Annotated in this window: 26 protein-coding genes, 1 tRNA gene, 2 pseudogenes and 1 riboswitch; of the genes and pseudogenes, 10 read left to right on the top strand and 19 right to left on the bottom strand. The window is 64.9% G+C overall.

The features are described 5' to 3' along the window. Positions 1-110 precede the first annotated feature (110 nt). Positions 111-575, bottom strand: a complete 465-nt coding sequence (locus CWO91_RS06365) for a GNAT family N-acetyltransferase (protein ID WP_165405266.1) — start codon at positions 573-575, stop codon at positions 111-113. A gap of 42 nt (positions 576-617) precedes the next feature. Further along, positions 618-1,199, bottom strand: coding sequence for a helix-turn-helix domain-containing protein (locus CWO91_RS06360; protein ID WP_128942033.1), 582 nt, complete (start codon positions 1,197-1,199; stop codon positions 618-620). 181 nt (positions 1,200-1,380) lie between these two features. On the opposite strand from CWO91_RS06360, the gene CWO91_RS06355 reads away from it, so the two are divergent. Further along, positions 1,381-2,373, top strand: a complete 993-nt coding sequence (locus CWO91_RS06355; RefSeq protein WP_130212695.1) for an alpha/beta fold hydrolase — start codon at positions 1,381-1,383, stop codon at positions 2,371-2,373. A gap of 38 nt (positions 2,374-2,411) precedes the next feature. Here CWO91_RS06355 and CWO91_RS06350 read toward each other — a convergent pair. Beyond that, a tRNA-Gly gene (locus tag CWO91_RS06350) sits at positions 2,412-2,485 on the bottom strand. 173 nt (positions 2,486-2,658) lie between these two features. Between CWO91_RS06350 and CWO91_RS06345 the strand changes: the two are divergent. The 6 genes and pseudogenes from CWO91_RS06345 (at position 2,659) to CWO91_RS06320 (ending at position 6,162) form a co-directional block, all read left to right on the top strand. Next, positions 2,659-3,236: pseudogene (locus CWO91_RS06345) on the top strand (methylated-DNA--[protein]-cysteine S-methyltransferase). Between the two features lie 92 nt (positions 3,237-3,328). Then, positions 3,329-4,168 carry a helix-turn-helix transcriptional regulator gene (locus tag CWO91_RS06340; RefSeq protein ID WP_130212694.1) on the top strand — a complete coding sequence of 280 codons (840 nt, stop codon included), beginning with the start codon at positions 3,329-3,331 and terminating at the stop codon, positions 4,166-4,168. A 130-nt stretch (positions 4,169-4,298) separates the two neighbouring features. Then, entirely contained in the window at positions 4,299-4,658 is a 360-nt protein-coding gene (locus tag CWO91_RS06335; RefSeq protein WP_130212693.1) for a hypothetical protein, read from the top strand. 104 nt (positions 4,659-4,762) lie between these two features. After that, positions 4,763-5,122, top strand: a complete 360-nt coding sequence (locus CWO91_RS06330) for a VOC family protein (RefSeq protein ID WP_165405261.1) — start codon at positions 4,763-4,765, stop codon at positions 5,120-5,122. A 141-nt stretch (positions 5,123-5,263) separates the two neighbouring features. Then, positions 5,264-5,665, top strand: a complete 402-nt coding sequence (locus tag CWO91_RS06325) for an SRPBCC family protein (protein ID WP_130212691.1) — start codon at positions 5,264-5,266, stop codon at positions 5,663-5,665. 113 nt (positions 5,666-5,778) lie between these two features. Further along, a complete protein-coding gene (locus tag CWO91_RS06320) occupies positions 5,779-6,162 on the top strand; it encodes a hypothetical protein (RefSeq protein ID WP_165405260.1) in 384 nt (127 codons plus the stop codon). Here CWO91_RS06320 and CWO91_RS06315 read toward each other — a convergent pair. The 4 genes and pseudogenes from CWO91_RS06315 to CWO91_RS06300 form a co-directional block, all read right to left on the bottom strand. Beyond that, positions 6,159-7,603: pseudogene (locus CWO91_RS06315) on the bottom strand (MATE family efflux transporter). The gene CWO91_RS06320 and the pseudogene CWO91_RS06315 sit on opposite strands and share 4 nt — an antisense overlap. Before the next feature lie 324 nt (positions 7,604-7,927). Then, entirely contained in the window at positions 7,928-8,980 is a 1,053-nt protein-coding gene (locus CWO91_RS06310) for a hypothetical protein (protein WP_130212689.1), read from the bottom strand. Positions 8,981-9,084: 104 nt separating this feature from the next. Further along, complete coding sequence (locus CWO91_RS06305) at positions 9,085-9,498, bottom strand: PAS domain-containing protein (RefSeq protein WP_130212688.1); 414 nt, start codon at positions 9,496-9,498, stop codon at positions 9,085-9,087. A gap of 115 nt (positions 9,499-9,613) precedes the next feature. Further along, positions 9,614-10,750: a 2'-deoxycytidine 5'-triphosphate deaminase gene (locus CWO91_RS06300; RefSeq protein ID WP_130212687.1), complete on the bottom strand. Its 1,137-nt coding sequence runs from the start codon at positions 10,748-10,750 to the stop codon at positions 9,614-9,616. Between the two features lie 80 nt (positions 10,751-10,830). Then, a riboswitch (SAM riboswitch) is annotated at positions 10,831-10,910 on the top strand. Between the two features lie 73 nt (positions 10,911-10,983). On the opposite strand from CWO91_RS06300, the gene CWO91_RS06295 reads away from it, so the two are divergent. Further along, the gene (locus tag CWO91_RS06295) at positions 10,984-12,171 is read left to right on the top strand and encodes an O-succinylhomoserine sulfhydrylase (RefSeq protein ID WP_165405258.1); all 1,188 of its coding nucleotides are present in this window, start codon (positions 10,984-10,986) and stop codon (positions 12,169-12,171) included. Positions 12,172-12,333: 162 nt separating this feature from the next. Here CWO91_RS06295 and CWO91_RS06290 read toward each other — a convergent pair whose 3' ends face one another. The 3 genes from CWO91_RS06290 to CWO91_RS06280 are packed head-to-tail and all read right to left on the bottom strand — an operon-like array spanning position 12,334 to position 15,374. After that, on the bottom strand, positions 12,334-13,326 hold the full coding sequence (locus CWO91_RS06290; RefSeq protein ID WP_130212685.1) for an SGNH/GDSL hydrolase family protein: 993 nt from the start codon (positions 13,324-13,326) through the stop codon (positions 12,334-12,336). Positions 13,327-13,338: 12 nt separating this feature from the next. Then, positions 13,339-14,118 carry an SGNH/GDSL hydrolase family protein gene (locus CWO91_RS06285; RefSeq protein WP_130212684.1) on the bottom strand — a complete coding sequence of 260 codons (780 nt, stop codon included), beginning with the start codon at positions 14,116-14,118 and terminating at the stop codon, positions 13,339-13,341. Next, positions 14,118-15,374 (bottom strand): OpgC domain-containing protein, encoded by a 1,257-nt coding sequence (locus CWO91_RS06280; protein ID WP_130212683.1) that lies wholly within the window; start codon positions 15,372-15,374, stop codon positions 14,118-14,120. The genes CWO91_RS06285 and CWO91_RS06280 overlap by 1 nt, the downstream gene beginning before the upstream one ends. A 195-nt stretch (positions 15,375-15,569) precedes the next feature. Here CWO91_RS06280 and apaG point away from each other — a divergent pair, with 195 nt between their 5' ends. Next, entirely contained in the window at positions 15,570-15,962 is a 393-nt protein-coding gene (gene apaG / locus CWO91_RS06275; RefSeq protein WP_128936886.1) for a Co2+/Mg2+ efflux protein ApaG, read from the top strand. A 285-nt stretch (positions 15,963-16,247) separates the two neighbouring features. Here the strand turns inward: apaG and CWO91_RS06265 are convergent, their stop codons facing one another. From CWO91_RS06265 to CWO91_RS06255, 3 genes are all read right to left on the bottom strand, one after another. Next, entirely contained in the window at positions 16,248-17,255 is a 1,008-nt protein-coding gene (locus CWO91_RS06265) for an Hsp33 family molecular chaperone (RefSeq protein WP_130212681.1), read from the bottom strand. Between the two features lie 243 nt (positions 17,256-17,498). After that, positions 17,499-18,422, bottom strand: coding sequence for an ornithine carbamoyltransferase (argF, locus tag CWO91_RS06260; RefSeq protein ID WP_091884961.1), 924 nt, complete (start codon positions 18,420-18,422; stop codon positions 17,499-17,501). Next, positions 18,422-19,630 carry an aspartate aminotransferase family protein gene (locus tag CWO91_RS06255; RefSeq protein ID WP_165405257.1) on the bottom strand — a complete coding sequence of 403 codons (1,209 nt, stop codon included), beginning with the start codon at positions 19,628-19,630 and terminating at the stop codon, positions 18,422-18,424. Before CWO91_RS06255 ends, argF begins: the two co-directional genes overlap by 1 nt. 468 nt (positions 19,631-20,098) lie before the next feature. Between CWO91_RS06255 and CWO91_RS06250 the strand changes: the two genes are divergently transcribed. Further along, the gene (locus CWO91_RS06250) at positions 20,099-20,611 is read left to right on the top strand and encodes a GcrA family cell cycle regulator (protein ID WP_091885401.1); all 513 of its coding nucleotides are present in this window, start codon (positions 20,099-20,101) and stop codon (positions 20,609-20,611) included. Positions 20,612-20,868: 257 nt separating this feature from the next. On the opposite strand, the gene phoB is transcribed toward CWO91_RS06250, so the two are convergent. The 6 genes from phoB to pstS form a co-directional block, all read right to left on the bottom strand. Next, positions 20,869-21,576: a phosphate regulon transcriptional regulator PhoB gene (gene phoB / locus CWO91_RS06240; RefSeq protein ID WP_008143479.1), complete on the bottom strand. Its 708-nt coding sequence runs from the start codon at positions 21,574-21,576 to the stop codon at positions 20,869-20,871. Positions 21,577-21,591: 15 nt separating this feature from the next. Then, positions 21,592-22,308 carry a phosphate signaling complex protein PhoU gene (gene phoU / locus CWO91_RS06235; protein ID WP_091884957.1) on the bottom strand — a complete coding sequence of 239 codons (717 nt, stop codon included), beginning with the start codon at positions 22,306-22,308 and terminating at the stop codon, positions 21,592-21,594. 11 nt (positions 22,309-22,319) lie between these two features. Beyond that, complete coding sequence (gene pstB / locus CWO91_RS06230; protein WP_130212679.1) at positions 22,320-23,138, bottom strand: phosphate ABC transporter ATP-binding protein PstB; 819 nt, start codon at positions 23,136-23,138, stop codon at positions 22,320-22,322. Then, positions 23,135-23,980: a phosphate ABC transporter permease PstA gene (pstA, locus tag CWO91_RS06225; protein WP_128955834.1), complete on the bottom strand. Its 846-nt coding sequence runs from the start codon at positions 23,978-23,980 to the stop codon at positions 23,135-23,137. The genes pstB and pstA overlap by 4 nt, the downstream gene beginning before the upstream one ends. A 1-nt stretch (position 23,981) precedes the next feature. Further along, positions 23,982-24,971: a phosphate ABC transporter permease subunit PstC gene (gene pstC, locus CWO91_RS06220; RefSeq protein WP_164934782.1), complete on the bottom strand. Its 990-nt coding sequence runs from the start codon at positions 24,969-24,971 to the stop codon at positions 23,982-23,984. Positions 24,972-25,142: 171 nt separating this feature from the next. After that, positions 25,143-26,156, bottom strand: coding sequence for a phosphate ABC transporter substrate-binding protein PstS (pstS, locus tag CWO91_RS06215; protein WP_091885397.1), 1,014 nt, complete (start codon positions 26,154-26,156; stop codon positions 25,143-25,145). Positions 26,157-26,248 lie beyond the last annotated feature (92 nt).

Raw genomic sequence — 26,248 nt, 5'->3', positions numbered from 1 at the left:
TTGAGGTACGCAACTCATTTTGAGGGGTGCGGTCATTTTCCTCCCCGCCACAGCTCCCACGAACAGTGCGAAGAGGTTGAGACTGGATGCGCCTCGCGCCGGTCGCAAGCTCAGCTGGTGGTCAGGTCGAGCGTCAGAAACAGGCTGTTGGGGTCCTCGACATAGAACCCGAACGGACCGCAGGCGACGAAGCCGTGGACCTGGTAGAGGGCGTGCGCGGGCTTGAAATAATCCCAGGAGCCGGTCTCCAGGCTGAGCCGCGTCATGCCGCGCATGCGGGCTTGCGCCATGATGTGGCGGAGCATCTGGCCGCCGAAGCCGCGCCGGCGCGTGGTCTGCAGTGTGTGCATCGACTTCACCTCGCCGTGACGAGCCGAAAGCATCTTCAGCGCGCCGGTGGCGACCAGCGTCTCGCCGTCCCAGCTGGTCCAGAACGCGATGTCAGGCGCGCGAAGCCCCGCGAGATCGAGTGCATGGGCGCTACCCGGCGCGGTCTGCGCCCGCGCCGCCGTGACGTGATGATCGAGCAGCGCGATGACGCGGGGATCGAAGGTGTCGCCGGTGCGGATCTGCATCGTCAAGGCTTCACTCCAGCGTCTCGGATCGCGTCAGTGCCATCACATCTTGCCGTAGGAGGCGCCGCGTCGCGTGATGATGACGTAGCGTGCATCCTGCCGGGTCTCGTTCTCGAACATCACCGCGCGCATCACGTCAAAGTCCAGGCAATCACCCTCGCGCAGCCGCACCGCCTTGGCATCGATATGCACCGCGATGGCGCCCTCCAGCATCAACAGTTGCTGGGTGAAGGCGTTGCGACCCCAGGGACTGTAGGAAACACGGGCGCCGGCCGGCAGGTCGACGACGATGATCTCGATGCCGCTTGCCGCATCCGGCGGCGAGGCATGACGCCGCCGATAGCCGCTGTCGGGATCGCGCCAATGCGGCTGGTCGGCAAGCCGCACCAGCCGCTCCGGCGGCTTCTCGGCCAGCGCGACGACATCGCTCAGCGACACGTCCAGCGCCGCGCAGAGTTTTCCGAGCAGCGCGGCTGTCGCGCTGCTCTGCGCCCGCTCCACCCGCCCGATCATGGCCCGGCTGACGCCTGAGCGCGCCGCGAGTTCGTTCAACGTCATGCCCGCCTGCGTCCTCAGCGTCTTCAGGCGGCGACCGATCGCGCGATCGAGTTTCTGCTGGTCCATTTTTTCAGCCCTGGCCTTCATCCAAGCGTTGCCCGGCGCAAGGACCGCATGCCGCCTGGGCAAGAGCCTAGGCTGGGCGAGAGGCGAACGCCGGGAACGACAGTGCAATATATTAGAATCTTTGCGCAGCCCTGAGGCCCGATTAGGATGCTCCCAACAATCATGTCAGGGAGGCGACGACATGGGCGAACCGACGCAGCGGACGATCAAGGCCAACGGCATCAGCCTCAACGTCGCCGAGCAGGGCGAGGGGCCAATGGTGCTGCTCTGCCACGGCTTTCCGGAAGGCTGGTACTCCTGGCGTCACCAGCTCGAGGCGCTGGCAGCGGCCGGCTACCGCGCTGTCGCGCCCGACATGCGCGGCTACGGCAAGAGCGACCGGCCGGAAGCGATCGACCAGTATACGTTCTTCCACATGGTCGGCGATCTCGTCGGCGTGCTCGACGCGTTCGAGGCCAAGGACGCCGTTATCGTCGGGCATGACTGGGGCGCGACAATCGCCTGGCACACGGCGCGCCTTCGGCCCGATCGCTTCCGTGCTGCCGCCATCCTCAGCGTACCCTATCGCCCACGCAGCCCAGTGCGGCCGACCAGCGTCATGCCGCAGACGGCGGATGCGCAGTTCTATCAGCTGTACTTTCAGGAGCCGGGTGTCGCCGAAGCGGAATTCGAAAGGGATCCGCGCGCAACACTCGGCGCCATGCTCTTCGGCGGTTCCGGCGAAGGGGCGGCAGCGATCCGCGCCAATGCCGAGCGCGCCGGCAGGACTGTTGGCATCGGGATGGTCTCGCGCAAGGACGGCATGCTGCCGAAGGTGCAGGTGCCGCTGCCCTCATGGCTGAACGGCGCCGACCTCGACCATTATGGCGCCGAATTTGCCCGCAGCGGATTTCGCGGGCCGCTCAATTACTACCGCAACATCGATCGCAACTGGGAGCTGATGGGTGCCTTCGAGGGCGTGAAGGTGGTCGTGCCCTCGCTCTTCATCGCTGGCGACCATGACATGGTCCTTGCCTTCCCCGGCGCCGCCGAGCATCTCGCCAACATGCGACAATGGGTGCCGCAGCTCCGCGAGATCAAGATGCTGCCGGGCTGCGGACACTGGACGCAGCAGGAGCGGCCGGCGGAGGTGAACGCGGCGCTCGTGGAGTTTTTGCGGAGCCTGTCGAACTAGCCGTGCAGCGGTCGAGATTCGCCGGAACTGGAAAAGCTTGGAGCGGGCGAAGGGAATCGAACCCTCGTATGCAGCTTGGGAAGCTGCCGTTCTACCATTGAACTACGCCCGCGGATGCGCAGCTTGCGCCCTTCCTGACTAGCCGAGACGGCGCCGCGCGCCAAGCGCTTTGGCGCGGCCGGCCTGACGCTTCTTAACGTTTTGGCAAGATTCCAGGTGCGCCGGATTGTGGCGGTGTTATGATCGCCGGTCTGGGGAGAAACGTGCACTGAGTGGGGCGTGTGCATGGTGGGGCGTGCTTATGCGATATTCGACACGGCCATAGGGCGCTGTGGCATCATCTGGAGCAGCACCGGCGTGGTCGCCGTGCAATTGCCGGAGGCGCGGGAGATCGACACCCGCCGCCGGATTTTCCAGATCCATCCCGAGGCGCGCGAGCAGCGGCCGTCCGAAAACGCCGAGCTTGCGATCGAGGGCATCGTAGGTCTGCTGCAAGGCAGCGACCCCGATTTTCCCGATGTCAGCCTGGACGCTGGCGGCGTGCCCGGCTTCAACCGGCGCGTCTACGAATTTGCTTGCACCATTCCGCGCGGGGAGACACGCACCTATCACGAGGTCGCCAAGGCGCTCGGCGCCTCCGGTGCCGCACATTCGGTGGCGCAGCGATCGCGAAAAATCCCTACATGCTGATCGTGCCCTGCCACCGGGTGCTGGAGGCCGGCAACTATACCGACCGGCTCTCGCCTTACGGCGGCGTGATCTCCAAGCGGCGGCTTCTGGCGCTCGAGGGCGCTCATCCCGTCGCCAGCAAGACGCTGTTCGAGGTGCTGCTGCCCGTTACCCCGCCGAGACCGTCCACCTAAAGTGCGATCTGATCGCACCTCAGTTTTGTTTTTGGCATGCTCTCGTCGGAAAACCGCTAACACTTTTCCGGATCATGCCTAGATAAGGCGGCATGGACGCGACCACGCTACTGACGACACGCTCGATGACCGTCTCCGAGTTTCGCTGCGATGCAGGACCGGACGACACGCCGTTTGCCGAATGCCGCACCGGCCATTCCATCGCCTATGTCCGTTCGGGCAGCTTTGGCTGCCATTGCCGCGCCGGCTTCTTCGAGCTTGTGGCGGGCTCGATGCTGGTCGGCGCCCCCGGCGAGGAATACACCTGCACGCATGAGCACGTGTCCGGCGACGTCTGCCTGTGCTTTTTCCTCAGTGAGGATCTGGTCGACGCCCTCGGCGGACGTCGCGAGGTCTGGCAGATCGGCGCGACGCCGCCGCTGCCCGAGCTGATGGTGTTCGGTGAGCTCGCCCAGACGGCGGCAGATGGCAACAGCGACATCGGCCTCGACGAAATCGGTCACATCCTGGCCGGTCGTTTTGTCGATGTCGCCTCGGGTAAGGCGCGCAAGCAGGCACCGCCGACCGCGCGCGACCGCCGGCGCGCGGTGGAAGCTGCGCTGTGGATCGATGACAATTCGCAATCCGAAGTCGACCTGGAACAGGCCGCGCGGCAAGTGGGCCTCAGCCCATTCCATTTCCTGCGACTGTTCTCGAGCGTGCTCGGTGTCACCCCGCATCAATATCTGGTGCGCTCGCGCCTGCGGCACGCCGCGCGGCTGCTCACTGATGAAGACATCGCGGTCACCGACATCGCTTATGACGTCGGCTTTGGCGACCTTTCCAACTTCGTCCGCACCTTCCACCGCGCCGCGGGCGTGTCGCCAACCAAGTTCCGTCAGGCCTCGAAGGGGGAACGCAGCATTTTTGGGGAACGCCTCGTCCTCAACTGAGACAGGTGCGGCGCGTTGCAGGTAACAGTCTGTTGACCAGACAGGCGCGACGCGCTGGCGCTCGCGGCACATCGCGCGGTACTACAACCGAAGGGCGAATCAACGCCTCTTCAATGCGACGAGCCGGCAGATGGACAGTGCCTCAGATAACGTGATTGCGGCCGCGCTGATCGCGCTTGCCGTGGGGCTCGCCTTCATCGCGGGCTGCGCCGTCTACTACGGCCGCCAGATCAGCTGCCGCAAGATTCCGATGCAATGGGGCCCCGATGGGAAGCCGACCTGGTTTGCACCACGCCTCATCGGGCTCTGGTCCAGCTTCGGCGTCACGGCGGTCCTGTCCGCGTTCCTGCTCGTCCTCGCCCTCCATAAACCGCAGAAGCTCACGGCGTTGATCGTCGCAACGGTCAGTGTGATCGGAGCCAACATGTGGGTCCAGGTCCATCATCTGAAGCGGGTGATCCGGTGGCAGGCGGAGACGCCGGCGACCTAACCGGCCACCGAGCGCAAGATTTTCCAAGAGCGTCCCACCTCCCCTCGACTAGCTTCGGCTCCGGCGCGCGCCAGTTGCGGCGCGCTTTGCAAATGGAGACGAACATGTACGACCACATCGGATTGCGCGTTGCCGATCTCGACGCCGCCACGCGCTTCTACACCGCGGTGCTGGCGCCGCTCGGCCATGTCCTGTGCTCGAGCGGCGACGGCTATGCCGGCTTCGGGCCGAAGGGCGAGCCGGCGCTGTGGCTGCATCTGAACAAGGTACGCAAGGCCGACGGCGCCCACATCGCGTTTCGCGCCAAGGACCATGACGCGGTGAAGGCGTTCCACAGCGAAGGCCTGAAGAACGGCGGTCGCGACAATGGCGGCGCCGGCCCGCGCAAGGATTACAGCCCGACCTATTATGCGGCGTTCCTGATCGACCCTGATGGCAACAATGTCGAGGCGGTTTGCGTGTGAGCTTTAGCCGCTTACGAGATTTCGTAGGGTGGGCAAAGCGAAAGCGTGCCCACCAACTGCTCGCGACAATGCCGACAAACGGTGGGCACGGCGCTATGCGCCTTTGCCCACCCTACCAATACTGCATTTGAGGAAACACCGATGGCCTCCATCCACAATGACATTCCCCTTCCCGCCTCCGCGCACGATGTCTGGGACGCGGTGCGCGATTTCGGCGCGCTGCATCAGCGGCTGGTGCCGGGCTTCGTCACCGCCTGCACGCTCGACGGCGATGCACGCATCGTCACCTTCGCCAATGGCTCGGTGGCACGCGAGGTGCTGGTCGATTGCGACGACGCGCGGCGACGGCTGGTCTACGCCATCAACAACGAGCGACTGAAGCACTACAGCGCCTCGGTGCAGGTGATTGCCGATGGTGAGACGCGGTGTCGCCTGGTTTGGACCATCGACATGTTGCCGAACGAGCTTGCGCCTTATGTTCAGGGGCAGACCAGCGAAGCCGTGACCGCCTTGCACAGAGCGTTTCCTCCCGCGGCGGCCTGATCATCCTCTGTGAGCCTTCTCACAGAGCTCCGCCCTCGCCAGCCGTAACCATGGCGACGTGCGCCCGGTTGGCTCCGCTCTCCCGGCGGAGCCACGCACGCGAGGAGCATGCCATGAGAGGTGCGGACAAGGTGATCTGTCAGGCGGCCGCCGTGCTGCTGTTGTTGTCGATCGCGAGCACGCCGGCGAAGGCGCAGTTCGCAGGTTTTGGCGGCGGTGGCGGTGCCAGCGGCGAGGACATGATGGCCCAGATGGCCCCGATGCTGGAGATGATGAAGGCAAAGATGGGCAAGCGCCGCTTCGCCATGCTGATGCAGACCATGGGCCCGATGATGAGCCGCATGATGGAGAATGGCGGCGGCGGGCTCGGCGGCATGGGCGGCGGCGACATCACGGGCATGCTCGGTGGCGGCGAGATGATGGCGATGATCCCGCAATTGATGCGGCTCGCCAACACCGGCGGCGGTGGCGGCCATCGCCGCCATAGGCATCGCTAGTCGGCAGCACCTGACAGAGCTGGCCTGATCGCAGGTTTCGTCTCGCGCGGTCCCCAGCGGGTCAGCACCACGCTGGAGCACGACAGCAGGCCGAGCACGACCATCGAGCTTGCGGCCAGCCAGAAGAAGCTCTGCACGGTGGCGCCGTGCGTCGACAGCCACCAGCCGACAGCTGCGATGTAGATCAGCCGCGCTGTCTGCGCCAGCACCGGCCCGATCACCTTGGCGGCGCCTTGCGAGGAGAAATACATCGTCGTGGCAAGGCCGAAGAAGGCGTAGAACGGTCCGACCGTCGACAGATATTGATGGCTCGCTGCGCGCACGGCGACGCTGTCGGTGAAGATGTTGACCCAGAGATCGGGGAAGGTCGCAACGAGGCATGCCGCGCGCCGACCGCCACGAAAGCGGCAGCACTGGCGATCCAGGTGATGCGCCGGGCGCGCGCGATGCGGCCCGCGCCGATCGCCATCCCGACCATTGGCACACAGGCAATGCCGAACGAGAACGCGATCGAGGTCAGCAAAAATTCCAGCCGCGCGCCGATGCCGTAGCCGGCGAGAATCGCGGTGCCGAACTTCGCCAGCATGTGGGTGAAGATCGAGATGGTCAGCACCGATTGCAGCGGCGAGAAGCAGGCGATGGCGCCGACCTTCAGGATGTCGAAAAACATCGCCCATTGGACGCGCAAGCCGCGCAGCCTCGGCGCGATGCGGGCGCGGCCGGAGAACAGATACCAGCCCATGATGCAGATATTCATGGAATAAGCGATCAGCGCGCCGGCCGCGACGCCGCGCATGCCGAGCTGCGGTACCGGTCCGAGCCCGAGGCCGAGCGTGCCCCCGAGCACGACCTGCCAGGCCGCCGAGTTGAGGATCAGCAGCGACGGCAGCTTCATGTTGCCGGTGCCACGCAGGACGCCAGCCAGGGTGTTGAGCAGCCACGGCAGCACCGCGCCGCCGAAGAACACCTGCGTATAGGCGATTGCGTGGGTCAGCACATTGCCGCGGCCGCCGAGCAATTCCAGCAGGCGCGGCCCGAAGATCAGCATGACCAGCATGAAGACGAGACCGAAGCTGATGCCGATCAGCATCGCGTGTACGGCGAGCGTTCCGGCGCGCTCGCGATCCCCGGCGCCGAGCGCACGCGCGATGGCGGAGGCCACCGCGCCGCCCATGGCGCCGCCCGACATGGTCATGGTCAGGATCACAGTCGGAAACACCAGCGCCATCGCGGCCAGGGCCTCGACACCGAGCCGACCGACATAAGAGGTCTCGGCGATCACCACGCACATGCCGGCCGACAATCCGATCACGTTCGGCCAGGCGAGTCCCAACAGCGTGCGCAGGATCGGGCCGTCGGTCAGCGCGCTTCTGACCGGCCGCGGACGCGGCGGCAGCGGGCGCTCCTGTGCATCGACCGGGATTTCGGCGATGTCGGACATGTCCTCTCCCGGGCACAAGCGCCAATTGCGGCGCGGCAATGAACAGGTGTGCCAATCGATTTCTTCGCGCGGAAAGCGCAACAGGCGCTTGTTAGCACGCTGCGCGCCGATTCCTCCTGCGTCAGGCGCAGGAGTGCCCTGCGGCAGCGGCTTTCCTTCTCTCTCCCCGTTCCTACGGCGAGAGGGGCTGGGGTGAGGGGCTGCTGCGGCAAAGGCAGTGACACATGGACTCGCGGAGACTCCCCCTCACCCGGAATTTGCTTTCGCAAATTCCGGCCTCTCCCCGCAGGCGGGGAGAGGCGAAGTGCGCGGCAACAACGTGATCTATTCGATCGTCCACACCAGCGGCGCGCGACCGCTCTTCGCGGTGCGCATGTGCACACCGATGTGCCGCCCGCATCCCGCGGCGAGGCCTTCGAACAGTCCTTCCAGCACCTTCGCGCAGGCGGGGTGATAGTCGGCGACGTCGTCCATCAGCTTCCAGCTCTGCTGACGGATTGCGATGGCGCCTTCGGATTGCGAGCTCTCGGCCGCATCGTCCTGCGCGGCGAACAGCGCGTTCAGGAACGATGCGAATTCGCGCGCATCACCGCGGCTCATCGACAACGCCGCTGCGACCTCGTCGAAATATTGCATGCCGATCAGCTTGCCGGTGAGATGCAGGAGGTAGCCGGCATCTTCCGGGCCGAACAGCTGCACCATCACCGGCGCGGCGGTGCGGACATATTCCATTGCGTAGTTGCGATATGCTTTTTCCAGCCGCGGTTTCGGCCAGCTCGCAACCGGCAAAGCCGGCGCGGTCTTCGCATCGAACGTAGGGGCCTCCAGATGCCGCGCGAACACCAGGCGCTGATCGAGCTCGAGTGGATGGTCGTATTGATGGTAATAGCCTTCGAGCCCATCCTGGCCATCGACGCTCTGCTTGGTGCAGACGAAGCCGAGGCGGAGATCGCCGAGCGCGACGCCGTTGTTGGCGTGCCAGCCACGCAGCATCGCGCGGCTGACCTCGCCGGGCACGCCGCAGATCGCGGTGCCCTTCCAGATCCAGCGCGGCGGAGGATAGCGGATCCAGGCTTTGCGATCACTCTCATACATGTATTCGACATGCACGCCGCCGATCCAGTTGGAGAGATAGTGATATTGCGCAGCAGCCACCGCCGGCGGCAGATGACGGAGGCCGAGCTTTTCGAGCCCCGGCAGGAAGCGCTCCTGCTGCTGGCGGCGGAACACGCGGAAGACGAATTCAGCGGCATCCGCCGTGCCGCGCCGCGTGACAACGGTGAGGATCAGGCCCGTGAAGTAGGCGTGATAGAGATCCGCGACCGCGCGCCAGCGTTTCCATTGGGCTTCCTGCGCTGTGTCTGATGCGGCGGTCATGTTCGCTCCCGATCGTTGTTTCGATCGAGTGTGTCACTGCACCCGGTGACAGGCAACATGACGCGCATGCAGGCCGCCCTGCACGGCGGCCCGTCAATTCCGCATCACGAATTTTGCGTGGCCTTGGCCGCGCGCTCGCGCTCGACGCGTTCCGTCACGTCGCGTGCCATCGCCACCGATCCCTGCACCGCTCCAGCGGCATCGCGCACCAGCGCGAAGGTCATCTCGATGTAGAGCTTGCGTCCGCTCTTGTGCAGCGCGCGTGTCAGTGTCGGACGCCCTGCAAGCTTCATCGTGCCGCTGGCAAGCGCAGCCTCAAAACCCTTCCAGTGCGCGGCGCGCAGATGCTCGGGAATGATCAGATCGAGATTCTGGCCGAGCGCTTCCGCGGCGGTGAAGCCGAACAGCGCGGACGATGCGCGGTTCCAGCGTGTGATCGTGCCGGAGCGATCCGAATAGATCAGCGCGTCCGCGACGTCGTCGAGGATGTTTGCATCGAGTTCGGATTGATCGGCCATCTCGTCACCTCGCCGGAATGTAGCCCGGATGGAGCGAAGCGTAATCCGGGATTGGTGCCACAAGCGAGGGAACTCCCGGATTACGCTTGCGCTCCATCCGGGCTACAGGATCGGGCTACACCCGAAAATGCTTCGATAGTTTGAGGCCCTGCGCCTGGTAGTTCGAGCCGATGCGCTGGCCGTACATCGCATCGGGACGCGCCAGCATCTTTTCGTAGACGAGGCGGCCGACGATCTGGCCGTGCTCGAGAATGAAGGGCACTTCGCGCGAGCGCACCTCCAGCACGGCGCGCGCGCCTTGCCCGCCAGCGCCGGCATAGCCGAAACCGGGATCGAAGAATCCGGCGTAGTGCACGCGGAATTCGCCGACCAGGGGATCGAACGGCACCATCTCCGCGGCGTAGTCGGGCGGCACCTGCACGGCTTCCTTGGAGGCGAGGATGTAGAACTCGCCGGGATCGAGGATCAGGCTGCCATCGGGACGGGCCGAGATCGGCTCCCAAAAATCTTCCACTGCATAGCCGGAGCGGCGGTCGACGTCGACGACGCCGGTGTGGCGCTTGGCGCGATAACCGACGAAGCCGTTCGCTTTCTCACCCGACAGGTCGACTGAGACGGCGACGCCACCGGACAGATCAGCATCGTCGATGTCGACCAGGCGCTCGGCGGCATGCAGCGCATCGAGCTCGTCGGCATTGAGGATGGCGTCGCCGGTGCGGAAGCGCACCTGCGACAGGCGTGAGCCCTCGCGCACCAGCACCGGAAACGTCTTCGGACTGATCTCGGCATAGAGCGGGCCGTGATAGCCGGCGCCGATCATGTCGAAGCGGCGGGTACCATCGGCGATCACGCGGGTGAAGACGTCGAGCCGGCCGGTCGAGCTCTTGGGGTTCGCCGCCGCGACGATCTCCGGCGGCAGCGCGAGGCTTTCCAGCAGCGGCACGATGTAGACGCAGTTGGTCTCCAGCACCGCGCCGTCGGCCAAGCTGAACTCGTGCAGCTTCAATTCGTCGATGCGTTCGGCGACGGTGGCGCCGGGACCCGGCAGGAAGCTGGCGCGGACGCGATAGGCGATGTCGCCGAGGCGCAAATCGAGGCTCGCCGGCTGGATCTGGCTTTCGACGAAGTCGTAGGCGGGCAGGATGAGCCCCGCCTCCGCCATCGCCGCGATCATGCGGTCGGGCAGGATACCATTGGCGTCGGCAGCGACCGTGAACGTCAACCGGGGATCCTCAGCAAGGGGGCAACGCATCCCGACATACGGGAAATACTAGCCTTTTACGGCTATCCGATGGACGCCTTGACGGAAAGGGCATTGCGGAATATGAGCATCACTTATCCCGTGGTGATTTGAGCCGGCCGGCTTGCAGCCACGTTAAATAAGTCGCTAAACAGGCCGGGGACCTCTGTGATCCCGGCCCGTGGAGATATCCAGGCCGGTTTTTTTGTGACCGTTTTCGCTCGACGGTCATGTCGGAGGGTCCTATGTCGAAGTCGCCTGCCACTTACCGTCCCGAAACCCGCCTGGTCCATTCCGGCACCCTGCGCTCGCAATATGGCGAGACCTCTGAGGCGCTGTTCCTGACGCAAGGGTACGTCTACAACAGCGCCGAGGAGTGCGAGGCGCGGTTCAAGGGCGAGGATCCCGGCTTCATCTATTCGCGCTACTCCAACCCAACCATCGCGATGTTCGAGCGCCGCATGATCGAGCTCGAAGGCGCCGAGGCGGCCCGCTCGGCCGCAACCGGCATGGCGGCGGTGACGACCGCGATCCTGGCGCCGCTGAAGGCGGGCGATCATGTGGTGGCCTCGCGGGCGCTGTTCGGCTCCTGCCTCTATGTGGTGCAGGACTTGCTGCCGCGCTACGGCATCGAGACCACGCTGGTCGACGGGCTCGATCTCGACCAGTGGCAGCGGGCGCTCAAGCCCAACACCAAGACGTTCTTCCTGGAGAGCCCGACCAATCCGACGTTAGATGTGCTCGACATCCCCGGGATCGCCGAGATCGCGCACAAGGGTGGCGCGCGGCTCGTCGTCGACAACGTGTTCGCAACGCCGATCTGGCAGAGCCCGCTCGCGCTCGGGGCCGACGTCGTGGTCTATTCCGCGACCAAGCACATCGACGGCCAGGGCCGGTGTCTGGGCGGCATCATCCTGTCCTCGGAAGCCTTCATCGCCGAGCACATCCACAATTTCATGCGCCAGACCGGCCCGTCGATCTCGCCGTTCAACGCCTGGGTCCTGCTCAAGGGCCTGGAGACGCTGGGCGTGCGTGTGCGCGCGCAGACCGACAACGCGGCGCGCATTGCCGAGGTGCTGGCCAGCCACCCGAAGGTCTCGCGGCTGGTCTATCCCGGCCGCGCCGATCACCCGCAGGCGGCGCTGGTGAAGAAGCAGATGCGCGGCGGCTCGACGCTGGTCGGCTTCGAGGTCAAGGGCGGCAAGCAGGCCGCATTCCGCGTGCTCAATGAATTGAAGCTGGCGAAGATCTCCAACAATCTCGGCGACGCCAAGAGCCTCGTCACGCATCCGGCGACCACGACGCATCAGCGTCTGAAGCCGGAAGATCGCGCCGCGCTCGGCATCAGCGAGGGCTTCATCCGCTTCTCCGCCGGGCTCGAGCATGCGGACGATCTGATCGAGGATCTGACCGCGGCGCTGGAGAAGGCGTGAGCGAGCCAAGGGCTCGGACTCGTAGGGTGGGCAAAGCGACTTGTCCGCCGTAGCTCGAAGAGCGAAGGCGGAAGCGTGCCCACCATTCACGATTACACTGCCGATAGATGGTGGGCACGGCGCGCGAAGAGCGCGCCTTTGCCCACCCTACGGCACCTATACCTACATCGGCCGATACGCCCGCACGTCCGCGGGCACGTTCACACCGAGCTTGATCTGGCCGACGGAGTGGATGATGTCGTCGCCGAGGAGCTGGGCGAAGCAGGCATAGCCCCAATCGTTCATGTGCAGGCCGTCGGCGATGACGAAGCCCTCGACCGGGATCGCCTGCTTCTCGTGCCATTCGCGCATCACCTCGAAGCGCGGGAAGATGCCGACGTGACGGAGCTCGGCGACCTTGCCGAGCAGCTTCACCATCTTGCCGGCGCTCTCGGCGCGCCGGTTGACCGCCGGCGAATATTGCGGATCGACCAGCACGATGTCGGCGCCGCCCGCAGCCTGGATACGGCTGATCCCGTCCTCGACCAGCTTTGCGGTATCGCCGGGATCGAGGTTGCGCAGTACGGCGTTGGTGCCGACCTGCCAGATCACCATATCCGGATGCACGTCGATCACCTGCGTCTGAAGGCGCTTCATCATCTCGGGCGCATCCTCGCCACCAACGCCGGCATTGACGACGGTGATGTCGGCGCTCGGATATTGCCGGCGCAGCTGCGCGGCGAGACGGTTCGGATAATTGAACTCCGGCGAGCTCGCACCGAATCCCGCGGTCGACGACGAGCCGAACGCGACGATGACGACGGGCTGGCCGGCGACGAGCTTGCTTGCGACATGCGGCAGCGTGCCCATCGCCTTCGAGCCGCCTTTCGGCGGCAGGCATGGCACGCGGCTGAAGATGTCGCCGGCGGACTTTGCGACCTCCTTCACCTTGTCGATGGTGCGCGCCGTGATGCCTCGCTGCTCGGGCGACGTCGCGGCGACGGTGGTTTGGGAGGGCGGTGCGGAAGCGGGATCAGCCGGCTGCGCGGGCGCGGGCGTCGCCTGTGCGGCTTGCGTCTGCGCGCGCGGCTGCGAAGCGGGTGCCAGCACCAGCAGCATTGCTGCTGCGGGCGCAGCCAGCCATGACCTCAGACAAAAAGGGCGGAGAGAACTCATTAACGCTAGACCTCAATTTTGCTGCTGGGCCGGCTCCAGATGGGCAGCGTCGATCACGAATTGTGCCAACGCCCGGCCAAGGCAATCATGAACCTGTTTCGCCAGCTCAGGCCCGCGGGACGGGTTGAACAGGTCGAACTGGCCCTGATCATTCCACTGCCGCATGATCGCGAAACGGTCGAACAGCGGGATGTCGTGCTCCTGCGCCACCACGCGCATATTATCGAGAAAAGGCTGCGCCGCGATCATGGTTTCGGTGCGCGGGCTGTACTGCAAATTCATCAAGACGACGTCAGCCCCTGTCTTTTGCAACGCAGTAACCCCTTCGGTTACTGCACTGCGAAATTCGTCGGGATCGATGGATCGGATAGCATCCACGGTCCCGGTCTGCCAGATGACCAAAGTAGGCGTTTTTGCTTCCATCAGCTTAACGAAGGTGGCGGCGGTCTCCTGTGCCGTCCTCTTGCTCTGTATTTCTACGGAGACGTGCACCGCTTCCGAGGGCGGCAGCTTGTCCTTGAGGTTCACCTCCAGGCGCGCCGGATATGAGCTGCTCTCCGAGGAAGGAATCGTGGTCGAGCGGCTGCCGATGACCAGAATCTCGAGCGGCTTGCCGGCCTTGACGGCGCCGGCGACCTTGGGCAGCCGGCTCTCGCTGGTGAGCAGATAGGACGGCAATTCGCAGGCCGCGGGCGCGGCCGGAGCAGCAGACGCAGCATCGCCCGCGCGCGCCATGGGCGCGGCGAGACCACCGCATAGCAGGATCAGGCTCAGGAGAACCTTCGCCTTCATCAGCCCCCTCCCGCCAGATCGGCGTTGCCGACGGCGTTTTTGGTTTTCGCACCGCTCTTGTCAGCCACGCTCTTGTACCACGAAATGACCCAGGCCACCCCCCACATGATCAGGATTCCGGAGAGACTAATCAACGCATGCATGGCTGCGCCGCCGGAGACCTCGGCCAGGATGAAATGGCCGGCGAAAGCCAGGAAGACGCCGAGACAGAAGATCTCGAGGGAATGCTGCCCACACAGGATCAGCGGCCGCAGCCAGCGCGATTTCAAGCCCGGCCAGGTCCGCGGCAGGAAGCGCACGGTGAGCGCGGCCAGCGCCAGGAAATGGGTGAAGCGCAGCACGTCGAGATCGGTCTTGTCGATCGGATACATCCACTGCTCGATGCGCTTCGGCATGAGGTGACCAAGCTGCGGCACGTACCAGGTCAACGTCACGTAGAACGCCGCGACCAGATAAGCGATCGCAATCCACATTGTCACCGGTGAGGCCAGAATGCGCGACATGCGTCGCGCACCTCCGAGCGCACACCATGCACCAAAGACGAAAAGCAATTGCCAGGCCAGCGGATTGAACGCCCAGAAGCCGTTCGGATAGGCCGAGAAGTAGAGGTCGTATTCCCAGGTCACCGCGTAGAGCACGACCGAGAGGCCGAGCGTGACGTCGGGCTTCCACTTCATCGACCACAGGATCAACGGCAGCGCCAGCATCAGCACGATGTAGAGCGGCAGCACGTCCATGTTGACGGGCCGGAAGCGAAGCAGCAGCGCCTGCACGATGGTGACGTCGGGCTGCTTGAGGAAATCCATGATGCCCATCTCTTCGGTGTAGAGCGGGTTCTCGAAGCTGGTCGCCACATAGGAAATTTCGGCGAGGAAGATCGTGAACAGGAAGACGTGGGCGACGTAGATCTGCCAGACGCGCCGCAGGATGCGCGCGGTGGCGATAACGACGCCGCTCTCCAGCATTGCCCGGCCGTAGACGAAGGCGGCGGTGTAGCCGGAGATGAAGATGAATATCTCGGTGGCGTCGCTGAAGCCGTAATTGCGGATGGTGAACCAGGTCAGCAGGCTGGTTGGCAGATGGTCGATGAAGATCAGCCACAGCGCCAGCCCGCGGAACAGATCGAGCCGGAGCTCACGCTCGCCGATGGCCGGCAGCGTGATGGCCGGCGCGGCGGCCCGCGGCTTGGTGCCTGCGGGTTTAGCATCCGCGGTTCCCGCGATCGTCGATCCCGTCACTTGGTCGGCAATGGTCATCGGGGGCCAAAAACCCTTCCGCAAATCGCGACGTTCAATGGAGTTTACCGGTCCGGCCGTCGTCCCGCAAAGCGGCTGGATCACATAAGGGTGTCTTCCCTTGGGGAGTCCTTCCCCGCGAATTCTGGCGGGACGATGTCGCCAAAGTCGCCTCCAGCGTTTGGTTCCCTGGGCGGATTTCGGTATGATAGCATCATGTACCGCGCCGTGACCCGCCAGATCGAAGTGACCGTCGAGCCGAACTTTGTTCCGGAGCAGTCGTCGGCCGACCGCTCCCGCTATTTCTGGTCCTACACCATCGTCATCACCAATTCCGGCGACGAGACCGTGCAGCTGAAGACGCGGCACTGGATCATCACCGACGCCTCCGGCCGCCAGCAGGAGGTGAAGGGCGAGGGCGTCGTCGGCGAGCAGCCGATCCTGGCCCCCGGCGAGCGCTTCGAATACACCTCCGGCGTGCCGCTCACGACGGCCTCCGGCTTCATGACCGGCCGCTACCAGATGGTCAGCGAAAGCGGCGAGCGCTTCGAGATCGACGTGCCGACGTTCTCGCTGGACAGCCCGGACTACAAGCGGGTGTTGAATTAGGGGCGGTGCGGCGACGCCCACCGCTGTCATGCCCCGCCACCGGGTCTCGCCTTCGGCGAGCCCGATGACAGGCTCCGGCGAGTACGCCGCGGCCTATCGGTTCAATCAGCGCCGTCTCAGAGTACTGGATCGCCCGGTCAAGCCGGGCGATCCAGCGAGAATGAGGCGCGAGCGTGCCCCAAACTCGTCATTGCGAGGAGCCCTTGCGACGAAGCAATCCAGACTGACACCGCGGATGCATTTCTGGATTGCTTCGCTGCGCTCGCAATGACGGGAAATGGGGGCCTACGCGTTCTCCACGCCCGCCTCGTGCGGGGTGAACTGGTAGACCGACGAGCAGAACTCGCAGGTGACGACGACCTTGTCGTCCTTAACCATGGCGGCGCGGTCGTCCGGCGAAAAACTCTTCAGCATGGACGCGACCGCATCGCGCGAGCAGGAGCATTGCGGTTTGAGCGACAACGGCTTGAACACGCGCACGCCGCGCTCGTGGAAGAGGCGGAACAGCAGCCGCTCACCGGACAGCTCGGGATCGATCAACTCGACGTCCTCGACGGTCTCGATCAGCGAGCGCGCCTCGACCCAGGCGTCGTCTTCCGCGACGCTGTGCACCTCGGTGCCTTCGGGCGCGTTGCCGGGATGCAAATCGGCCTGCCGCGCGCGCTCCGGCGCCTTCGGCAAAAACTGCATCAGCATGCCGCCGGCGCGCCAGCGATGCTTGCCGCCGTCGCTACTGCGCCATTCCTCGCCGACCGCGAGGCGCACGCGCGTCGGGATCTGCTCGGAGCGCAGGAAATATTCGTGGGCGGCCTCTTCGAGGCCGCCGCCGTCGAGCGCGACCAGGCCCTGGTAACGGCTCATGTCGGGACCCTGGTCGATGGTCATGGCGAGATGGCCGCGGCCGAGCAGCGTCCCTGAATCCCTGGCGTCACCGAGGCGCGCAGCATCGAAGCGCGCATAGGCGCGCAGACGATCCGGCGCCATGTAGTCGACGACCAGGAACGACACCGGACCGTCGGTCTGAGCTTGAAGGATGAAGCGGCCCTCGAATTTCAGCGCCGAGCCGAGCAACGTCGTCAGCACGATGGCCTCGCCGAGCAGCTTGCCGACGGGGGCGGGATAATCGTGCTTGGTGAGGATGTCGTCGAGCGCCGGGCCGAGCCGCACCAGGCGGCCACGCACGTCGAGCGCATCGACCTCGTAGGGCAGCACGGCGTCATCGATCGGAACTGCTGATGGCGCGCGAACCGGGCCTTCTAGCCCGGTTTTCATGTCAGGGGATTGGAAAACCATGGCGCTCTATCTGGGGTCGGAGGTGGAGGATTGGAAGGGGTGCGAGGCGGCGTGTTCCGGACGCAGCTATGATTGCCCGACATTACCGCAAACTCGATGTCGTCCCGGCGAAGGCCGGGACCCATAACCACAAGTGCAGGTTTGGCGAAGACTAGTTGCCTCCACCAGCCTGCCACGAGAAAGACCACGCGGTATGGGTCCCGGCCTTCGCCGGGACGACCAATAAATAATCTACCGTCCCGCCTACTTCACCGCGTCAAAGCACCAGGCCAGAATGCCCTTCTGCGCGTGCAGGCGGTTTTCGGCCTCGTCGAACACGACCGATTGCGGGCCGTCGATCACGTCATCCGTGACCTCCTCGCCGCGATGGGCGGGCAGGCAGTGCATGAACAGCGCATCGGACTTGGCCAGCGACATCAGCTTGGCATTGACCTGGTAGGGCTTGAGCACGTTGTGGCGGTGCTCGCCTTCCTTGTCGCCCATTGACACCCAGGTGTCGGTGACGACGCAATCGGCACCGCGCACGGCGGCTTCCGGATCGGTGCCGAGCACGATCGGCGCATTGGTCGTCTTGATCCAGTCGCGCATCGCCTTCTTCGGCGCGAGCTCCGGGGGCGTTGCGACGTTGAGCTGGAATTTGAAGCGCTCGGCGGCGTGGGCCCAGGACGCCAGCACGTTGTTGTCGTCACCGGTCCAGGCCACCGTCTTGCCCTCGATCGGGCCGCGATGCTCCTCGTAGGTCATGAGGTCGGCCATCACCTGGCAAGGGTGCGAACGGCGCGTCAGGCCGTTGATGACGGGCACGGTCGCATAGGCCGCAAGCTCCAGCAGCGCCTCGTGATTGAGGATGCGGATCATGATGGCGTCGACATAGCGCGACAGCACGCGCGCGGTGTCGGCGATGGTCTCGCCGCGGCCGAGCTGCATTTCGGCGCCGGTGAGCATGATGGGCTCGCCGCCGAGCTGGCGCATGGCGACGTCGAACGACACCCGCGTCCGCGTCGAGGGGCGCTCGAAGATCATCGCCAGCGTCTTGCCTTCGAGCGGCCTGACCGGCTGATGCGCCTTCTGCTTCGCCTTCATGGCGGAGGATGCGGCCAGCATGCGCTTGAGCTCCGATAGCGGGAGCTCGTTGATGTCGAGGAAGTGCTTTGGCGACTTGCTCATCAGCTTGCCGCCCGCTTGGTCTGACTGGACGAGATCGCCGTGCAGGCGCGCTCGAGCCGCCCGATGCTGTCCTCGATCTCGGCTTCGGTGACGATCAGAGGCGGCAGGAAGCGCACGACATTGTCGCCGGCGCCGACGGTGAGCAGTTTTTCGTGGCGCAAGGCGGCAACGAGATCACCCGAAGGCACGACCGCCTTGATGCCGATCAGGAGACCCTCGCCACGGACTTCGCTGACGACATCAGAATGGCGATCGATCACGGAGGCGAGCTTCTGCTTGAGCAGCAGCGACATCTTCTGCACGTGGTCGAAGAAGCCGGGCTTGAGCATGACGTCGAGCACGGCGTTCGCAGCGGAGATCGCGAGCGGATTGCCGCCGAACGTCGACCCGTGCGAGCCGGGTGTCATGCCGGAGGCCGCTTCCGCAGTCGCGAGGCAAGCACCGATCGGAAAGCCGCCACCGAGCGCCTTCGCCAGCGACATCACGTCGGGCGTGACGCCAAGACGGCGATGCGCGAACAGATCGCCGGTGCGGCCCATGCCGGTCTGCACCTCGTCGAACGCGAGCAACAGGCCCTTCTCGTCGCAGAGCTGACGCAGCGCCTTGAGGAAGGCGGGCGTCGACGAACGCACACCGCCCTCGCCCTGGATCGGCTCGATCAGGATGCCGGCGGTCTGCGGACCGATCGCCTTCTTCACGGCCTCGATATCGCCATGCGGGACCTGGTCGAAGCCGTCCATCGGCGGGCCGAAACCTTCGAGATATTTTGCCGAGCCCGTCGCAGCCAGCGTCGCCAGCGTGCGGCCGTGGAAGGCGCCCTCGAAGGTGATCATGCGATAGCGATCGGGATGGCCTTTTGCGGCGTGATAGCGCCGCACGACCTTGATTACGCATTCCAGCGCTTCGGCGCCAGAATTACAGAAGAACACGAAGTCCGCGAAACTCTCGTTGCACAGACGCGTTGCAAGCCGTTCGCCATCCGGGCTCTGGAACAGGTTCGACATGTGCCAGAGCTTGGTCGCCTGCTCCTGCAATGCCTTGACCAGCGCGGGATGGGCATGGCCGAGCGCGTTCACCGCAACGCCCGACGTGAAATCGAGATAGCGATCGCCATTGGTCGCGATCAGCCAGCAGCCTTCGCCGCGCTCGAAACCAAGGTCGGCCCTGGCGAAAACGGGAAGCAGATGCGGCGCGGCGCTGTTGGTCATGACCATCACTTGGATGTTGCATTTGGATGTTGAGACCTGCCTGGCGTGCCTTGCGCAGCGCACCATTGACCGGTCCGGAAAACGAAACGTGCCGCCTTTTAAGGGCGGCACGCGCCACTATCTTATGCTTGGCAAGACCGGTGTCAATGCCGCCTGGAAAGCCTCGCGAAACGCTGAATCCGTAGTCTTGCGGTGCCGATTTTGCGGGGTTTTCACCACGGAACATGTGGAAGCGAGTCGGCGGACTCTTGCGCGGGAGTCACGCCATATTGTAGCGTTTGGCCTGTCAGATACGACATCTCGTGCAGCGGTTCTGATCCTCTAAGTCCTCATGTACCGGCGTAAACGTTCGGGCGTCAGTAGCGCGCCCGGCGAGCCTTAAGGGATTCTGGCGGCACGGGTTTTTCAAGGCTTAGGCATTCGCTGTGAGGCCCCAGGATGGCGGCGCGCAGCGAGGGAAAGGGTGCAATGACGGTTTTGACCTGGTCCGACGATCGCGTCGAGCAGCTGAAAAAGCTCTGGGAGGCCGGACTTTCGGCCAGCCAGATCGCGGCCGAGCTCGGCAATGTGACCCGCAATGCCGTGATCGGCAAAGTGCACAGGCTCGGCCTGTCGGGCCGCGCCAAGAGCCCATCTTCGGCCGCGCCGCGGCCGCGCAAGGCGCGCCCAGCACAGCACATGATGCGGGTGACCCGGCCGATCTCGCGCGGCAACACCGCGCTGGCGCAGGCCTTCGAAGTCGAGGTGGAGGCCGAACCGGTCACCTACGACAACGTGGTGCCGATGAGCCAGCGGCTGTCGCTGCTGGAATTGAACGAGGCAACCTGCCACTGGCCGGTCGGCGATCCCTCGAGCCCGGATTTCTTCTTCTGCGGCGGCAGGGCGCTGTCCGGCCTGCCCTACTGTGCCCAGCACTCGCGCGTCGCCTATCAGCCGGCCGCGGATCGCCGGCGCGCGCCGGCCAAGCCGAGCACGCGGTGAGTTTGTTCTGAGATCGAAACGGCAGCCGTCACGCGATGACGGCGCAACAAATCCGATGTCGTCCCGGACGAGCGCGCCTCAAGCGCGCGTAGATCCGGGACCCATAGCCACCGCAAGCTGTGGTTACGGGGACTCGGAGTTACCTTTTTCGCGCAACAATCACTCTCTGTGGCTATTGGTCCCGGATCTGCGCTTACGCTTGTCCGGGACGACAGTGAGGGTGTGGCAGTAGCCTGCTAAAGCCCCCCGCCAAACCCTTACGTCTGCTCCGCCTTCGCAAACCGATCATCCAGCGCATAACCCGCGCCGCGGACGGTGCGGATCGGGTCCTGCTCGCGGCCGAGATTGAGCAGCTTGCGCAGGCGTCCGATATGGACGTCGACGGTGCGCTCGTCGATATAGATGTCGCGGCCCCAGACGCTGTCGAGCAGCTGCTCGCGCGAGAACACGCGGCCGGGATGCTCCAGGAAGAACTCCAGCAGGCGATATTCGGTCGGGCCGAGATCGATCGGCCGGCCCGAGCGCGCCACGCGGCGCTTGTCGCGATCGAGCTCGATGTCGCCATAGGCGAGCACGGTGGCGAGCCGCTCCGGGCTTGCGCGCCGCAGAAGGCCCTTCACGCGCGCGAGCAGCTCCGGCACCGAGAACGGCTTGACGATGTAGTCGTCGGCGCCGGTCGCAAGACCCCGCACCCGCTCGCTCTCCTCGCCGCGCGCGGTGAGCATGATGATCGGGAGCTGCTTGGTCTCGGGACGGGTGCGCAGCCGCCGGCACAGCTCGATGCCGGACAGTCCCGGCAGCATCCAGTCGAGCACGATCAGATCCGGGATGTGTTCCTTGAGGCGGGTGTCGGCGTCGTCGCCACGCATCACCGTCTCCACGTCATAGCCGTCGCCTTCGAGGTTGTAACGGAGAAGCTCGGTGAGAGCTTCCTCGTCCTCAACCACCATGATGCGTGCGCCCATGTTGTCGTCGCTCCCTCAGGTATTCGGTACCGTCGTGGCGAAGGTCGTCATATCGCCCTTCGGCCGCTTGTCGGTGATCGCCTGTCCCTCGATCATGTAGAACACGGTCTCGGCGATGTTGGTGGCGTGGTCGCCGATCCGCTCGATGTTCTTGGCGCAGAACATCAGATGGATGCAGAACGAGATGTTACGCGGATCCTCCATCATGTAGGTGAGGAGCTCGCGGAACAGCGAGGTGCAGATGGCGTCGACTTCCTCATCGCCCTTCCACACCGCCATTGCCGCCGGCAGATCATGCGCAGCATAGGCGTCCAGCACCGACTTGACCTGCTGCTGCACGAGGTCGGTCATGTGCTCCAGGCCGCGGAACAGCTTGAGTGGATGGAAGTCCGTCTCCAGCGCCGCAACGCGCTTGCCCATGTTCTTGGCGAGGTCGCCGATGCGCTCGAGATCGGTGGCAACGCGCATGGCGCCGACGATCTCGCGCAGATCCACCGCCATCGGCTGGCGGCGGGCGATGGTGAGCACGGCGCGCTCCTCGATGCGCTTCTGCAGCGCGTCGAGCTCGGCGTCGGTGGTGACGACGCGCTGGCCGAGCGCGACGTCGCGGCGGATCAGCGCGTCGACGGAATCGACGATCATGCGCTCGGCGATGCCGCCCATCTCGGCGACCAGGCGGGTGAGCTCCTGGAGGTCGGTGTCGAAGGCCTTTGCGGTATGTTCAGTACCCATGTCCCGTCTCCTCAGCCGAACCGGCCGGTGATGTAATCCTGCGTACGCCGGTCGCTCGGCGACGTGAAGATCTTGCTGGTGTCGTCGAACTCGATCAGCTCGCCGAGATACATGAAGGCGGTCTTGTCGGAGACGCGCGCCGCCTGCTGCATGTTGTGGGTGACGATCGCGATCGTGTAGTTTTCGGACAGTTCCTGAATCAGCTCTTCGACCTTGGCGGTCGAGATCGGATCGAGCGCCGAGCAGGGCTCGTCGAACAAGATCACTTCAGGCCGCACCGCGACCGTGCGGGCGATGCAGAGGCGCTGCTGCTGGCCGCCGGAAAGCGACAGGCCCGAGGCGTTGAGCTTGTCCTTGACCTCGTTCCACAGCGCACCGCCGCGCAGCGCCTTCTCGACCCGATCGTCCATCTCCGACTTCGAGATCTTCTCGTAGAGGCGGATGCCGAAGGCGATGTTCTCGTAGATCGTCATCGGGAACGGCGTCGGCTTCTGGAACACCATGCCGACCCGGGCGCGCAGCAGATTGAGGTCGAGCTTGGGGTCGAGGATGTTGGTCTGGTCGAGCATCAGCTGGCCGGTGACGCGCTGACCCGGATAGAGATCGTACATCCGGTTGAAGATGCGCAGCAGGGTCGACTTGCCGCAGCCCGACGGGCCGATGAACGCCGTGACGCGGTTGGTGCCGAGCGTCAGGTTGATGTTCTTCAGCGCATGGTGCTCGCCGTAATAGAAGTTGAGGTTGCGTACCGTCACCTTGGCGGGCGCTTCCGGCAGCGGATGCGAGGCCAGGTGAGCGTTGGAACTCACGGATACGGACAGGTCAGTCATTTTGCGGTCCTCTCGGCACCGAGGATGCGGGCGCCAATGTTCAGGGCGAGCACGGTGAGCGTGATCAGCAGTGCGCCGCTCCAGGCGAGCTGCTTCCAATAGGCGTAGGGGCTCTGCACGAAATTGTTGATGGTCACGGGCAGGTTGGCCATCGTCTTGTTCAGGCCCAGGCTGAAGAACTGGTTCGACAGCGCGGTGAACAGCAGCGGCGCGGTCTCGCCGGCGACGCGGGCGGTGGCGAGCAGCACGCCGGTGATGAGGCCGGAGCGCGCGGCGCGGTAGGCGATGCGCTTGATCACCAGCGAGCGCGGCAGGCCGAGCGCGGAAGCCGCCTCGCGCAGCGCGTTCGGCACCAGGAGCAGCATGTCCTCGGTGGTGCGCAGCACCACCGGAATGACGATGACGGCGAGCGCGAGGCTACCCGCGATCGCGGAGAAGCCGCGCATCGGCACCACCACCGCGCCATAGATGAACAGGCCGATGATGATCGAGGGCGCCGACAACAGGATGTCGTTGATGAAGCGGATCACCGAGGTCAGCTTGTCGTTGCGGCCGTATTCGGCGAGATAGGTGCCGGCGAATAGGCCGAGCGGCGCGCCGATGCCGACGCCGAGCACGGTCATGATCAGCGAGCCGACGATGGCGTTGAGCAGGCCACCTTCGGACGCGCCGGGCGGCGGCGTGTTCTCGGTGAAGACCTGGAGGTTCAGGCCGCTAAGGCCGTTGTAGAGCAGCGTGATCAGGATCAGCGCGAGCCAGGTGACGCCGAAGGCGGCGGCAGCGATGCAGAGCCCGCGGATGACGATGTCGGTGCGGCGACGGCGTGCGTAAATCGGGTTCATGTCACTTCCCCGCTTTCTGTTCCAGACGCAGCAGCATCAGCCGCGCGGCCGCGAGCACGAAGAACGTCAGCACGAACAGGAGCAGGCCGAGCAGGATCAGGCCGGATTGGTGCAGGCCGTCACTCTCGGCGAACTCGGAGGCGATCGCCGCCGAGATCGTGGTGCCCGGCGCGAAGATCGACGAGGAGATTCGGAACGAGTTGCCGATGATGAAGGTCACCGCCATGGTCTCGCCGAGCGCGCGGCCCAGCGCCAGCATGACGCCGCCGATGATGCCGACCCGGGTGTAGGGGATCACCACGCTGCGGACGACTTCCCAAGTGGTGCAGCCGACGCCGTAGGCGGCCTCTTTCAGCACCGGCGGCACCGTCTTGAACACGTCGACCGAGATCGAGGTGATGAAGGGCAGCACCATGATGGCGAGGATCAGCGCGGCATTGAACAGACTGAGATAGGACGGAGGACCTGCGAAGATCGCCCCCAGCACCGGAACGCCGTCGAAGACGCGGATCATGAAGGGCTGGAAGGTGTTGGCCAGGAACGGGCCCAGCACGAAGAAGCCCCACATGCCGTAAATGATCGAGGGAATGCCGGCGAGCAGCTCGATCGCCATGCCGATCGGGCGGCGCAGCCATTGCGGGCAGAGCTCGGTGAGGAAGATCGCAATGCCGAGACCGACCGGAATGGCGATCAGCATCGCGATGAAGGAGGTGACGAGCGTGCCGTACATCGGCCCGAGCGCGCCGAGCACGGGCGGATCGGCCGAGGGCGCCCAGCGCTGCGTCCACAGGAACGACAGGCCGTATTCCTTGATCGCGGGGAAGGCGCCGACGATCAGCGAAATGATGATGCCGCCGAGGATCAGCAGCACCGAGATCGCGGACAGCCGCGTGATCCAGTAGAAGGTGACGTCGCCGAGCTTGAACGCGCTCAAGGCCTTGGCGCGGTCATACGGTCCGGCGTCGTCGATTACATCGCTCTGAACAGCCATCTCTGCCACGCCGATCCCCTGTACCCGTTCTATATACGCTTGTTGCCGGAGTTGTGCCCCGGATACGGCGCGAGCTACGAAGCGGTGCGACGCTGATCCGGGGCCCGGTTCTTGTAGGTCCCGGCGCCGCGCAGCAGCGTTTCACGCTGCAGCGCGTCCGGGCCATTCGCTTCAGCTCTTGATCTCGGCAGCCCAGGTTTTCTCGATCAGCTGGACGACGCTGTCCGGCATCGGGATGTAGTCGAGCTCTTCAGCCGCCTTGCCGCCGTTCTTGAAGGCCCAGCGGAAGAACTTGATGGCTTCCTGGGAGGCAGCCTTGTCCGTCGCAGACTTGTGCATCAGGATGAAGGTCGCCGCCGTGATCGGCCAGGACTTGTCGCCGGGCTGGTCGGTCAGGATGACGTAATAGCCGGGAGCCTTGGCCCAATCGGCGTTGGAGGCGGCGGCCTGGAAGGCCTCGACGGTCGGCTGCACCGGCTTGCCGGCCTTGTTGACGAGACCGGTGTAGGTCAGCTTGTTCTGTTTGGCATAGGCGTACTCGACATAGCCGATCGAGTTCTTGGTCTGGCTGATGTTGCCCGACACGCCTTCGTTGCCCTTGGCGCCGACGCCGACCGGCCACTCGACCGCGGTGCCCTCACCGACCTTGCTCTTCCAGTCCGCGCTGGCCTTGGAGAGGTAGTTGGTGAAGTTGAAGGTGGTGCCCGAACCGTCCGAACGGCGGACCACGGTGATCGCCTCCGCGGGCAGCTTCACGTTCGGATTGAGCTTCTTGATCGCGGCGTCGTCCCACTTGGTGATCTTGCCGAGATAGATGTTGGCCAGCGTCTCGCCGTCGAACACCAGTTCGCCGGGCTTCACGCCCTCGAGGTTGACGACGGGGACGATGGCGCCCATCACCATCGGCCACTGGACGAGGCCGTCCTTCTCGAGCTGCTCGGCCTTGAGCGGCGCGTCGCTGGCGCCGAAGGTCACGGTCTTGGCCTGGATCTGCTTGATGCCGCCACCCGAGCCGATCGACTGGTAGTTCAGACCGTTGCCGGTCTCCTTCTTGTAGGCGTCAGCCCACTTCGAATAGATCGGGAACGGGAATGTCGCACCGGCACCCGTGATGTCGGCTGCAAACGCCGCCGTCGTCGATGCGGCGACCAAGCCGGCAGCGACGATAGTTTTGAGGAAATTCATGCTGGTCTCCATACAGGGGAGCGAAGCGCCATCCGCGCCCGATCGCGCTCCCCGCGCCGCCCCTTTAGGAGCGGTCGGCTGTGCTTTTACGA

Source organism: Bradyrhizobium genosp. SA-3 (assembly GCF_004212635.1).
Lineage (GTDB): Bacteria > Pseudomonadota > Alphaproteobacteria > Rhizobiales > Xanthobacteraceae > Bradyrhizobium.
This window is presented reverse-complemented; position numbering and strand designations above follow the sequence as displayed.

What these genes read in the sequence shown, in the direction of transcription:
- CWO91_RS06365 (WP_165405266.1), bottom strand. Translation starts at nt 575, where the DNA reads ATGCAGATCCGCACCGGCGACACCTTCGATCCCCGCGTCATCGCGCTG.
- CWO91_RS06360 (WP_128942033.1), bottom strand. Translation starts at nt 1,199, where the DNA reads ATGGACCAGCAGAAACTCGATCGCGCGATCGGTCGCCGCCTGAAGACG.
- CWO91_RS06355 (WP_130212695.1), top strand. Translation starts at nt 1,381, where the DNA reads ATGGGCGAACCGACGCAGCGGACGATCAAGGCCAACGGCATCAGCCTC.
- CWO91_RS06340 (WP_130212694.1), top strand. Translation starts at nt 3,329, where the DNA reads ATGGACGCGACCACGCTACTGACGACACGCTCGATGACCGTCTCCGAG.
- CWO91_RS06335 (WP_130212693.1), top strand. Translation starts at nt 4,299, where the DNA reads ATGGACAGTGCCTCAGATAACGTGATTGCGGCCGCGCTGATCGCGCTT.
- CWO91_RS06330 (WP_165405261.1), top strand. Translation starts at nt 4,763, where the DNA reads ATGTACGACCACATCGGATTGCGCGTTGCCGATCTCGACGCCGCCACG.
- CWO91_RS06325 (WP_130212691.1), top strand. Translation starts at nt 5,264, where the DNA reads ATGGCCTCCATCCACAATGACATTCCCCTTCCCGCCTCCGCGCACGAT.
- CWO91_RS06320 (WP_165405260.1), top strand. Translation starts at nt 5,779, where the DNA reads ATGAGAGGTGCGGACAAGGTGATCTGTCAGGCGGCCGCCGTGCTGCTG.
- CWO91_RS06310 (WP_130212689.1), bottom strand. Translation starts at nt 8,980, where the DNA reads ATGACCGCCGCATCAGACACAGCGCAGGAAGCCCAATGGAAACGCTGG.
- CWO91_RS06305 (WP_130212688.1), bottom strand. Translation starts at nt 9,498, where the DNA reads ATGGCCGATCAATCCGAACTCGATGCAAACATCCTCGACGACGTCGCG.
- CWO91_RS06300 (WP_130212687.1), bottom strand. Translation starts at nt 10,750, where the DNA reads ATGCGTTGCCCCCTTGCTGAGGATCCCCGGTTGACGTTCACGGTCGCT.
- CWO91_RS06295 (WP_165405258.1), top strand. Translation starts at nt 10,984, where the DNA reads ATGTCGAAGTCGCCTGCCACTTACCGTCCCGAAACCCGCCTGGTCCAT.
- CWO91_RS06290 (WP_130212685.1), bottom strand. Translation starts at nt 13,326, where the DNA reads ATGAGTTCTCTCCGCCCTTTTTGTCTGAGGTCATGGCTGGCTGCGCCC.
- CWO91_RS06285 (WP_130212684.1), bottom strand. Translation starts at nt 14,118, where the DNA reads ATGAAGGCGAAGGTTCTCCTGAGCCTGATCCTGCTATGCGGTGGTCTC.
- CWO91_RS06280 (WP_130212683.1), bottom strand. Translation starts at nt 15,374, where the DNA reads ATGACCATTGCCGACCAAGTGACGGGATCGACGATCGCGGGAACCGCG.
- apaG (WP_128936886.1), top strand. Translation starts at nt 15,570, where the DNA reads ATGTACCGCGCCGTGACCCGCCAGATCGAAGTGACCGTCGAGCCGAAC.
- CWO91_RS06265 (WP_130212681.1), bottom strand. Translation starts at nt 17,255, where the DNA reads ATGGTTTTCCAATCCCCTGACATGAAAACCGGGCTAGAAGGCCCGGTT.
- argF (WP_091884961.1), bottom strand. Translation starts at nt 18,422, where the DNA reads ATGAGCAAGTCGCCAAAGCACTTCCTCGACATCAACGAGCTCCCGCTA.
- CWO91_RS06255 (WP_165405257.1), bottom strand. Translation starts at nt 19,630, where the DNA reads ATGACCAACAGCGCCGCGCCGCATCTGCTTCCCGTTTTCGCCAGGGCC.
- CWO91_RS06250 (WP_091885401.1), top strand. Translation starts at nt 20,099, where the DNA reads ATGACGGTTTTGACCTGGTCCGACGATCGCGTCGAGCAGCTGAAAAAG.
- phoB (WP_008143479.1), bottom strand. Translation starts at nt 21,576, where the DNA reads ATGGGCGCACGCATCATGGTGGTTGAGGACGAGGAAGCTCTCACCGAG.
- phoU (WP_091884957.1), bottom strand. Translation starts at nt 22,308, where the DNA reads ATGGGTACTGAACATACCGCAAAGGCCTTCGACACCGACCTCCAGGAG.
- pstB (WP_130212679.1), bottom strand. Translation starts at nt 23,138, where the DNA reads ATGACTGACCTGTCCGTATCCGTGAGTTCCAACGCTCACCTGGCCTCG.
- pstA (WP_128955834.1), bottom strand. Translation starts at nt 23,980, where the DNA reads ATGAACCCGATTTACGCACGCCGTCGCCGCACCGACATCGTCATCCGC.
- pstC (WP_164934782.1), bottom strand. Translation starts at nt 24,971, where the DNA reads ATGGCTGTTCAGAGCGATGTAATCGACGACGCCGGACCGTATGACCGC.
- pstS (WP_091885397.1), bottom strand. Translation starts at nt 26,156, where the DNA reads ATGAATTTCCTCAAAACTATCGTCGCTGCCGGCTTGGTCGCCGCATCG.